This window comes from Neomesorhizobium albiziae (assembly GCF_900114255.1).
GTDB classification, from domain to species: domain Bacteria; phylum Pseudomonadota; class Alphaproteobacteria; order Rhizobiales; family Rhizobiaceae; genus Neomesorhizobium; species Neomesorhizobium albiziae.
Window position 1 is genome coordinate 1 of record NZ_FOSL01000064.1, and the last position, 8,543, is coordinate 8,543.

Consider the following 8,543-nt stretch of genomic DNA (forward strand, 5'->3'; position numbering starts at 1 on the left):
TTGCAGGGCAGCGTACTCCTGCGCCCAGGCTGCCGCGTTGAATGGGTCGATCGAATTGATGGGTTTCATACCGCTCTCCCTTGAAGAGATAGACTCTTCGCAATATCCGGAGCCAAGCTCCGGTCTGGTGTACGGGCGCCAGAGGTTCGCTTGAGGATCTGACATACGGCAGTTGTCGCGCGGCCCATTCCGGGTTCCCATTACTCACGTCCGCCAGCAAGGCCAAGCGAAGGGATGAAATCGCCCCTTTCAGCATTACCGAACGCCGGTTGGTCGCCTCTTGGACGCGAGCCGGGTCCAAACCACGCGCGTCAGGTCAGGCACCACCTTCTGTTTTCTTCCACGCTCCGTCGAAATCAGTCATGTAACCCCTGCAATTTGCTCGCGACCGTGCCAAGAGCCGCTTGGAAGGCTTTGCCTTGGTCAACCGTCCAGATATCCACTGTCTCCTGCCAGGACGCAGCTAGCCGTAAGCTCTCACGGCCCATTTTGTTCGATAGCCTGCCAGGCGCAAATACAAAGGCGATATGCCTCCATCCTTGCCGCCTATGCTCGTTGGACGGGAGAAGCATGCCGTCATCCTCCTCTCAAGCTGCACGCCACGATACCATCGCGTCTGCCGATGTAATAATACCAAAGGGCGTGAAGGATGACTCGTTGAGGATTGATCGGGATAGGGGGACGCTACAGGGCGACAATCAAGCGAGGTGATCCGCATCGAAGCGGAGATGGCCAATCGTGCGATCCGTATGGACAGGGCATCCGGGTTCGTGGTGGGGACGAAAATCCGGGACACGGTGTTCGCACGTCATGAAAGTCTGTCTCCCGAGCAGAAAACCGCCATTGAGCATGTGACGTCTGGGGAGAAGATCTCTGCGATTGTTGGCCGCGCCGGCGCCGGCAAGGCCACGATGATGAAGGCGGCGCGGGAAGCGTGGGAAAGTGCCGGCTATCGTGTTCTCGGCGCAGCACTTGCCGGCAAGGCTGCCGAGGGTCTGGAAAAGGAAGCCGGCATCGTCTCGCGCACTTTGGCGTCGTGGGAGCTCGCATGGAAGAACGGCCGAGAGCTGCTCGACGCCAGGACGGTCCTCGTTATCGACGAAGCGGGCATGGTCGCCTCAAAACAGATGGCGCAATTCGTTGAGGCGGTTTCTCGCGCCGGCGCCAAACTGGTTCTTGTCGGCGATCCCGATCAGCTGCAGCCGATCGAGGCGGGTGCGGCCTTCCGCGCGATCGTCGAGCGCATCGGCCATGCCGAGTTCGAGACGATCTATCGCTAGCGCGAGCAGTGGATGCGCGATGCGTCGCTCGATCTCGCACGCGGAAGAGTCGCCGAGGCGATCAACACCTATCGTGGGCAGGGCAGGGTGCTCGGCACCGAGCTCAAGTCGCAGGCAATTGTCAATCTGATCGATGATTGGAACCGCGACTACGATCCGGAAAAGTCGACACTGATCCTTGCGCATCTGCGTCGCGACGTCCGTTCCCTCAATGATCTTGCACGCGGAAAACTGATCGAACGCGGCTTCCTGGAAACGGGCCATATTTTCCAGACGGAGGAGGGCGTCCGCCGCTTGCCCTCGGCGATCAGGTCGTCTTCCTCCGGAACGAGAATTCTGTCGGCGTGAAGAACGGCATGATCGGCAAGGTGATCGAAACCCAGGCGGGTCGCTTGGTCGTCACCATCGGGGAGGGCGACCAGCTCCATCGTGTAGTCGTCGATCAGCGTTTCTACCGCAATATCGACCACGGCTACGCGACGACCGTCCACAAAGCGCAGGGCGGGACCGTTGACCGCGTGAAAGTGCTGGCCACGCTGTCCCTCGACCGGCATCTCACCTATGTCGCGATGACCCGGCATCGGGAGGATGTCGCGCTCTATTACGGCCGGCGTTCCTTCGGCATCAATGGCGGCCTGATCAAGATTCTATCGCGCAAGAACGCCAAGGAGACCACGTTCGACTATGCGCGTCGTGGCCTCTACCGCGATGCGCTGCGCTTCGCCAACAGCCGCGGCCTGCACATTGTCTGGGTTGCCCGGACGCTCGTCCGCGATCGGCTGGACTGGACACTGCGGCAGAAGCGGCACCTTGCGGATATTGCCGAGAAGCTGCGCAGGGTCGGGACACGCCTCGGCCTTCTCGATCTTCGTCACACCACAATCGCCAACCCGATCAAGGAGGCCGCACCGATGGTCGCCGGTATCAACATCTTCGAGAAATCCGTCTCCGACGTCGTGGCGGAGAAGGTCGCCGGCGATCCGGCGATGGCAAAGCAATGGGAAGAAATGTCGATCCGCTTCCGCCTCGTCTTCGCCGCGCCGGAAACTGAGTTCAAGGCGATGAATTTCGAAGCGATGCTGAGGGATCAGGCGACACAAAAGCCTGCTCGATCGTCTCGCCACCGAACCCGACTCGATCGGTCCGCTCAAGGGCAAGACCGGCCTGCTCGCCGGAAAGGCGGACAAGGAACAACCCGGATCGCCGAGATCAATGCCCCGGTCCTGAAACGGGATATCGAACGCTACCTCACCATGCGCGCGTCGGCCGTCGAGCGCATCGAGGTGGAGGAACAGGCCGTTCGCTCGCGCCTTGCCATCGACATCCCGGCGCTGTCGCCGCCAGCACATCGGATCCTGGAAAAGGTCCGCGATGCGATCGATCGCAACGATCTGCCATCGGCACTCGGCTTCGCCCTCGCCGACCGGATGGTCAAGGCTGAAATCGACACCTTCACGCGAGCGGTCAGCGAACGATTTGGTGAGCGGTTTCTGCTCACCAACGCCGCGAAGGACACGACGGGATCGCCATTCGAGAAGGCGGCGACAGGCATGAATCCCGCGCATCGAGAGCAACTGGTGGCCCCGCCTGGCCGGCCATGCGCGTCGCACAGCAGCTTGCCGCCCGCGAGCGGACGACCGAAGCGTTGAAAGAGACGGCGACGCTGCGACTGTCGCAACGCCAAGGCTTGGTCCTCAAATGAAAACACGCCGAGGTGCACTCGCGATTGTCTCCATCGGACTGGGGATTCTGGCTGCGATATTTCATGATTGATCAAAACCGTCGTGGCCGTTGGTGGCCAGCAGATTTGACGTCGGCACCGCCGTGATGACCGACGGTCGTCTGCTTGCCCATTCCGAGGTCCATCGAACCGATGCCGAGAGCAGAGCGCTTGTTCCCTTCGCGGGCCGAATCGTGCCGGCCGGAAAACTGTTCCTCCACTCCGACTATCCAGGGTCTTACGACTCGCGATATTTTGGGCCGGCGCCGGCGCCGGCGAGCGGCGTGCTCGGCCTGGCAGTGCCGGTTCTTACGTTCGAGCCATGACATTCAGAAAAATGCCAGCCCAAAAGAGGCTGGGCCAGATGTGAAGTTAAAACCTCCAGAGGGGAAACGCGTCGACCGCAAACGCTGGACGCAACCGGGCCGTTGGGGGGTGGGTCGTCGGGCTTTCAATTAGATAGTAGTGACTTCGTTCGAACCATCGGGGTCAATCCTTTGCGCCAGCATTCACGCTTCCAAGGACTCCACGCCGAGGAAATGGCGAGCCAAAAAATGACTTTCCCAGTGGAAGGTAGAAGGAACACCCAGTGGCCACAGACACGCAAGCAATCCTGCAAAAAGGAGGCCCTCGGATGCTTCTAAGGCGCGGGATCGGCCTGCGGTACTGAAGAAGGAGCGCTATCGCGGTAAACTGACGATCGACGACAAGGTCGTGAAAGTCGGCTTCACGCTCTCGGCGGGTGCCGATTGCCGTTTGCGCTTCGAATTCGATGTTCTGGACGGAAGTAGCTTCATAGTTATTTCGAAGACCATGGGTCGGCCGGGGCAATCGCATAGCTGCTTCGCTGTCGATGCGCGTAGCAGACGCGGAAATCGCATAGTCTCCGATACATTGTCGCTGACGGGATACCGGGCCAACAACGATGGCCACTTCATCGAGGTGAGTTATCTGGCCGCGACGGTGGCGCATGTTATGAAGGAGCGCGCACCGAAACCCATTCTAATGTTGTGGTTTCGCGGCTTTTCGTCCTTCCGCAACTTGCCCGTCGAGACTCCCTTGGGAACCTTAGGGATTTGGGGTGCTACAAAGGGCTCCCACACGGACCAGATGTCGGGGCGCGTGGCAATCAGCGCACTGACTGATAAACCTCATACCACCTGGATTGGCGAAGCAGACCGATTTCTTCGCCTTATGCATCAGGGCCTGGCGTTCGCACACGGCGGCCGCCTGCAAACGCCAAGGCTGGATCTAATCGAGGGCAACACCGTTACCGCGACGTTCTTCTCAGGCTCGGGATATAGGCCGGAGTTTCCCGTCCCGCATTCCTTGGACCATGATCCGATCATCGGAGCGTTGGTGCGCCGCTATTTTGAAAGAGGGCCTTTGTCGGACGTTCTCGGGACCGCCCTTGGCTGGATGCAGACCGACACGACGTTCGATGAGGTGCGCTTTCTCACTGCAATGACCGCGGTGGAGACGATCATTGAAAGCGAGCTGCCGGGTCGAAGGGGAACAGTGATCGCCAAGTCCAAGTTCAAGGTTCTGCGCCAGAAGCTCGAGGAGGCGACGGATCACGACCCGAACCTCAGCGCGAACGAGCGAGCGATTTCAAGATAAGGTTCGCCGGCATCAACAAGAAGACCTTCGCTGAAAGATCGACGCCCTATTCGATCACTATCGAATTTCACGACGCGATTTTCCCCAAGAGACGATACAGTCCCTTGTGAGGTTGAGGAACACGATCGTGCATCGCGGTCTGCTGCCGGACGTCGATATTTGGGACGGCATCGTTCTCGTGCGCGAACTTATCACACGCATCCTACTCAGCGAAATCGGTTTTCAAGGGCGTTATTGTTGCTATGTCGGGGGCTTGCATGACCGGAATTTCCCAGAAGCTGCCACCGTACCACTGGAGGACCAGTCGTGAAGGCGATCAATGACAATCCGCTGATCGCCAATCTCGATCTCCTCGTCATCCTAGCGGAGGATGTCGTGGCGCGTCACATCGGTGATGATCGCGATGCCGGCGAAGCCCTTCAGCGCCGCACCCGACTATCAGAGCGTCAAAATTTGTTTGCCCTGATGTAATAAGTCTCTGGCTGAAATAGCGGGTTGTCCATGGGAACCATAGGTGCAGCGTACTCCTGGTACTGCTTTCGCGCACCATAGTGCATTCCCTTTGCGTTCGGACAACAGGCGGCGAGGATTTCGAACTGCTCGGCCAGGGACGGATTCGGATCGAAGGCGTACCTCGCCTGTCGCTTGCGCATCATGTGGACCATTTCGATGCCGGTCAGGCTGGCTCCGGCGGATCCGGATCGGCTTCAGCCGGCCCCGGGAGCGATCCTGCAAGCGATTTGTGGTGTCGCAGGAAACGATCGCCTCCCGATTGGTCTGGCTACCGTCGATGACGACGCGATCCGGTCGGCCATGACGCTCCAGCGCCTTTCTGAAGAAGCGTTTGGCCGACGGCAGGTCGCGCTGCTCGCGAGTAACAAAAACGTTGCAACACATCCTGATTTCGACGACGCTTGGAAGAAGAGAAGGAGGTGCCTGGCTGACGCGCGTGGTTTTTGCACCGGCTTGCGTCCGGCAAGAGGTCGGCCAGCGAGTGCGGCCAGTAATGCTGAACTCGAAGCGGGTGCGAGTAATGCGCGAACTCGGAATGGATCGTGCAACGGCTGCCCTGTGGTGGCTTTGTTCTGGTTGTCGACCCAACGTCGGCTTGCTCAAGCTGAACCTCTGCGGGTGCATCCGAGCTTGGCTCGGAGGCCTATGGAAGTTCTCTCATAGACACGACATTACTCCTTTCCCTTATCAAGATGGAGATCGTGTCCGGCTCATTCGGGGGCTATTTCACCATCCTGACATTCCGTTTGAACGCTTTGCCGATGATGCCGTTTGTCATTGCAGCAGCGAGCGTCAGGCCCAAAAGTTGCAAACGGATCTTGAGCGGCGATTTGCCGAATGTGGACTGACGTTACATCCAAACAAGACACAGATCGTGTATTGCAAGGATAACGTTCGGCGGGGGCATTACCCCAACCAGAAGTTCGACTTTCTCGGCTACACCTTCCGGCCGGGACTGGCAATGAACCGATGGGGCAAGACAGGGCTGCGAACTCAGATGCTATGGGGCGAGCGGCGAGGGTGTGGCATCCTTCGGCGCTGTCAAAACCACCATCAGAAGGAGGCGCCCCATGTCGCAATCTTTTGACACGAGCCGGTCCCTTACCGCTCTCGAACAGGATAACACGATCATCGCCGTCATCGAAATGAGCAAGGCGAAATGGCTCGTCGCCGCGCTTGTTCCGGGTCTCAAGCGCCAGCCGCTCAAGAAGATCGGTGCCGACGCGCCAGCACTGTTGAAGCTTTTGCAGCGCTGGCGCGACGAAGCCGGTCGGGCCGGGCACACGGTCAAGCGGATCGCCGTCGCCTATGAGGCGGCCGGCGACGGCTTCTGGCTGGCGCGCTGGTTGCGGGCGCACGGCATCGAGGCCTATGCCATCCATCCCTCGAGCGTTGCGGTGTCGCGTGAGCATCGGCGCGCCAAGACCGATCGTCTCGACACCGAGCTTCTGATGCGCGCCTTTCTCGGCTGGCTGCGCGGCGAGAAGCGCCATTGCAGTATGGCGCCGATCCCGACGCTCGAAGAGGAGGACGCGCGGCGGCCGAACCGCGAGCGGGAGACCCTGGTCGGCGAGCAGACACGGATTATCAACCACATCAAGGCGATCCTCGCCCGCTTCGGCGTCCGCAGCTTCCGGCTGAGCCTGCGCCAGGCGGCGGACAGGCTCGAGACCATCCGCACGGCGGAGGGAACGCCGCTGCCGGACAACACCCGCGCCGAGCTCTACCGCTTCCTTGAGCGGCTCAGCCTGGTACGCGAGCAGATCCGCACGATCGAGCAGGAACGCCTGCGCCGGCTGGCCGCGGCTCCGGCTGCGGCGAACGGCCCGCACGCGATGGTTCGCCTGCTGGCGCGGATCATCGGCATCGGTGTCGAGACGGCGGACATGCTGGTCCACGAGATGCTGTCCCGCCAGCTGCGCGATCGCCGCGCCGTGGCGCGCTATGCCGGCCTCACGGGGTCGCCGGACGAGAGCGGCAAACGCCGGCGCGAGAAAGGGTTGGCACGCGCCGGCAATGCCCGCGTGCGGCGCGGCATGATCCAGTTGGCCTGGCGCTTTCTGAGCTTCCAGAAGGACAGCGATCTCGCCCAATGGTTCCAGGCGCGCACGACCGACGGCCGCAAAACCACGCGCAAGACGATGATCGTGGCGCTGGCGCGCAAGCTGCTGATTGCGCTGTGGCGTTTCGTCACCGCGGGCGAGGTGCCGCAAGGCGCCAATCTGCGTGCGGCGTGATGAGGGTACGTGGGCAGAGGAGAACAACGCACAACCCAATTGGCAGGCCCGCAGCAGGGTCTGCCGATGACGATCCGAGGTGGCGGTAACCCGCCGTTAACCCTGGCCCTTCCAAGCCGTAACTCAGAATGGGTCCGCCGCCCGGAGCTTCGCCGCCGATGCGCATGGCTGCATCATGGTTCAGATCCAGAACGGATCAACCGCATACAAGGTTGTGGCGCGATCCGCGTCCACGACGGCGAGCTCGCCTCGGAATCTGTCGTCGGCTTTTGGCCCCTGCAAGAAAGGGCTCACCCGAGCCGGCAAAGCCTGCCGCCCGTGCTCGTGACCGTCAAGGACAAGTCGCTTCGCGATGGGCCCGCGGCCCAACCCTTGACCGTCCCTGCGCGCCGCGGCCCGTTCGAAGCCGGGTCGGGACGAGGAGATGGTTGCCAATCGGGCCGAACGAGGAGATGAGGAAACGAACCAGGAGCAAGCTTGACAATCATCGCCCCATACAGGGTTAACGCGCTTTTGGGATTGCGGTTGATCTGATTCCATGGGGGTTGCCATGATTCGGAGCCCTGCCATGACCATTGCCGCCCTCGAAGGGTTTGAGAAGCCACGCCTGAAGGCACTGCTGGAGCATTTCTCCGCGATTGAAGACCCACGCGAGCCGTGGCGGGTAGCGCATCCGCTGCAGGAAGTCCTGCTTCTGGTGGTCTGCGGCACGATCTGCGATTGCGACGACTATGATCTGATTGCCGACTGGAGCGCGGCCCATCTCGACTTCCTGCGCCGCTATCTGCCCTACCATCACGGCGTGCCGGGCGGGCGCTGGCTGACCATGCTGATGAATCGCATCGATCCCGGCCTGTTCTCTGCCGCCTTCACCTCATGGGTGCGCGAGGCATGGCCTGACAAGCCGGACTTCGTCGCCATCGACGGCAAGACTTCACGGCGCAGCCACGATCGCAGTGCCGGCAAGGCCCCGCTGCATCTGGTCTCCGCCTTCGCCACCACCGCGCGCCTCGTGCTCGGCCAGGAAGCCGTCAGTGACAAGAGCAACGAGACGACCGCGATCCCGTTACTTGTGGAGCGCCTGGCGGCAAATGACGGCCGCAAGGGCACGCTCGTCTCGATCGACGCCATCGCCACCAATGCCGCCATTGCTACCACCATCAGGGATGCCGG

Annotated in this window: 10 protein-coding genes and 1 pseudogene; 10 read left to right on the forward strand and 1 reads right to left on the reverse strand. The window is 61.1% G+C overall.

Annotation, left to right across the window (positions count from 1 at the left end):
* Window positions 1–728: 728 nt before the first annotated feature.
* The 7 genes from F3H98_RS32750 (at window position 729) to F3H98_RS31515 (ending at window position 5,091) form a co-directional block, all read left to right on the forward strand.
* Window positions 729–1,280: an AAA family ATPase gene (locus F3H98_RS32750; protein ID WP_425294898.1), complete on the forward strand. Its 552-nt coding sequence runs from the start codon at window positions 729–731 to the stop codon at window positions 1,278–1,280.
* 12 nt (window positions 1,281–1,292) lie between these two features.
* Window positions 1,293–1,628 (forward strand): hypothetical protein, encoded by a 336-nt coding sequence (locus tag F3H98_RS32755; RefSeq protein ID WP_425294899.1) that lies wholly within the window; start codon window positions 1,293–1,295, stop codon window positions 1,626–1,628.
* Window positions 1,625–2,929 carry a BID domain-containing protein gene (locus F3H98_RS32760; RefSeq protein WP_425294900.1) on the forward strand — a complete coding sequence of 435 codons (1,305 nt, stop codon included), beginning with the start codon at window positions 1,625–1,627 and terminating at the stop codon, window positions 2,927–2,929. The genes F3H98_RS32755 and F3H98_RS32760 overlap by 4 nt, the downstream gene beginning before the upstream one ends.
* 145 nt (window positions 2,930–3,074) lie before the next feature.
* Entirely contained in the window at window positions 3,075–3,326 is a 252-nt protein-coding gene (locus F3H98_RS30380; RefSeq protein ID WP_244622018.1) for a S26 family signal peptidase, read from the forward strand.
* A gap of 388 nt (window positions 3,327–3,714) precedes the next feature.
* Window positions 3,715–4,620 carry a hypothetical protein gene (locus F3H98_RS30385; RefSeq protein ID WP_149764668.1) on the forward strand — a complete coding sequence of 302 codons (906 nt, stop codon included), beginning with the start codon at window positions 3,715–3,717 and terminating at the stop codon, window positions 4,618–4,620.
* 127 nt (window positions 4,621–4,747) lie between these two features.
* Window positions 4,748–4,930 carry a hypothetical protein gene (locus tag F3H98_RS30390; RefSeq protein ID WP_149764670.1) on the forward strand — a complete coding sequence of 61 codons (183 nt, stop codon included), beginning with the start codon at window positions 4,748–4,750 and terminating at the stop codon, window positions 4,928–4,930.
* Window positions 4,927–5,091 (forward strand): hypothetical protein, encoded by a 165-nt coding sequence (locus tag F3H98_RS31515; RefSeq protein ID WP_188130654.1) that lies wholly within the window; start codon window positions 4,927–4,929, stop codon window positions 5,089–5,091. The genes F3H98_RS30390 and F3H98_RS31515 overlap by 4 nt, the downstream gene beginning before the upstream one ends.
* Here F3H98_RS31515 and F3H98_RS30395 read toward each other — a convergent pair.
* Window positions 5,067–5,502, reverse strand: a pseudogene (locus F3H98_RS30395) (hypothetical protein); the annotation flags it as partial. The gene F3H98_RS31515 and the pseudogene F3H98_RS30395 overlap by 25 nt on opposite strands.
* Before the next feature lie 166 nt (window positions 5,503–5,668).
* Here F3H98_RS30395 and F3H98_RS30400 point away from each other — a divergent pair.
* From F3H98_RS30400 to F3H98_RS30410, 3 genes are all read left to right on the forward strand, one after another.
* The gene (locus F3H98_RS30400; protein WP_244622020.1) at window positions 5,669–6,220 is read left to right on the forward strand and encodes a reverse transcriptase domain-containing protein; all 552 of its coding nucleotides are present in this window, start codon (window positions 5,669–5,671) and stop codon (window positions 6,218–6,220) included.
* Entirely contained in the window at window positions 6,204–7,370 is a 1,167-nt protein-coding gene (locus tag F3H98_RS30405; RefSeq protein ID WP_149764674.1) for an IS110 family RNA-guided transposase, read from the forward strand. Before F3H98_RS30400 ends, F3H98_RS30405 begins: the two co-directional genes overlap by 17 nt.
* Before the next feature lie 568 nt (window positions 7,371–7,938).
* On the forward strand, window positions 7,939–8,543 hold a 605-nt coding region (locus tag F3H98_RS30410), incomplete at its 3' end, for an ISAs1 family transposase (protein WP_425294895.1).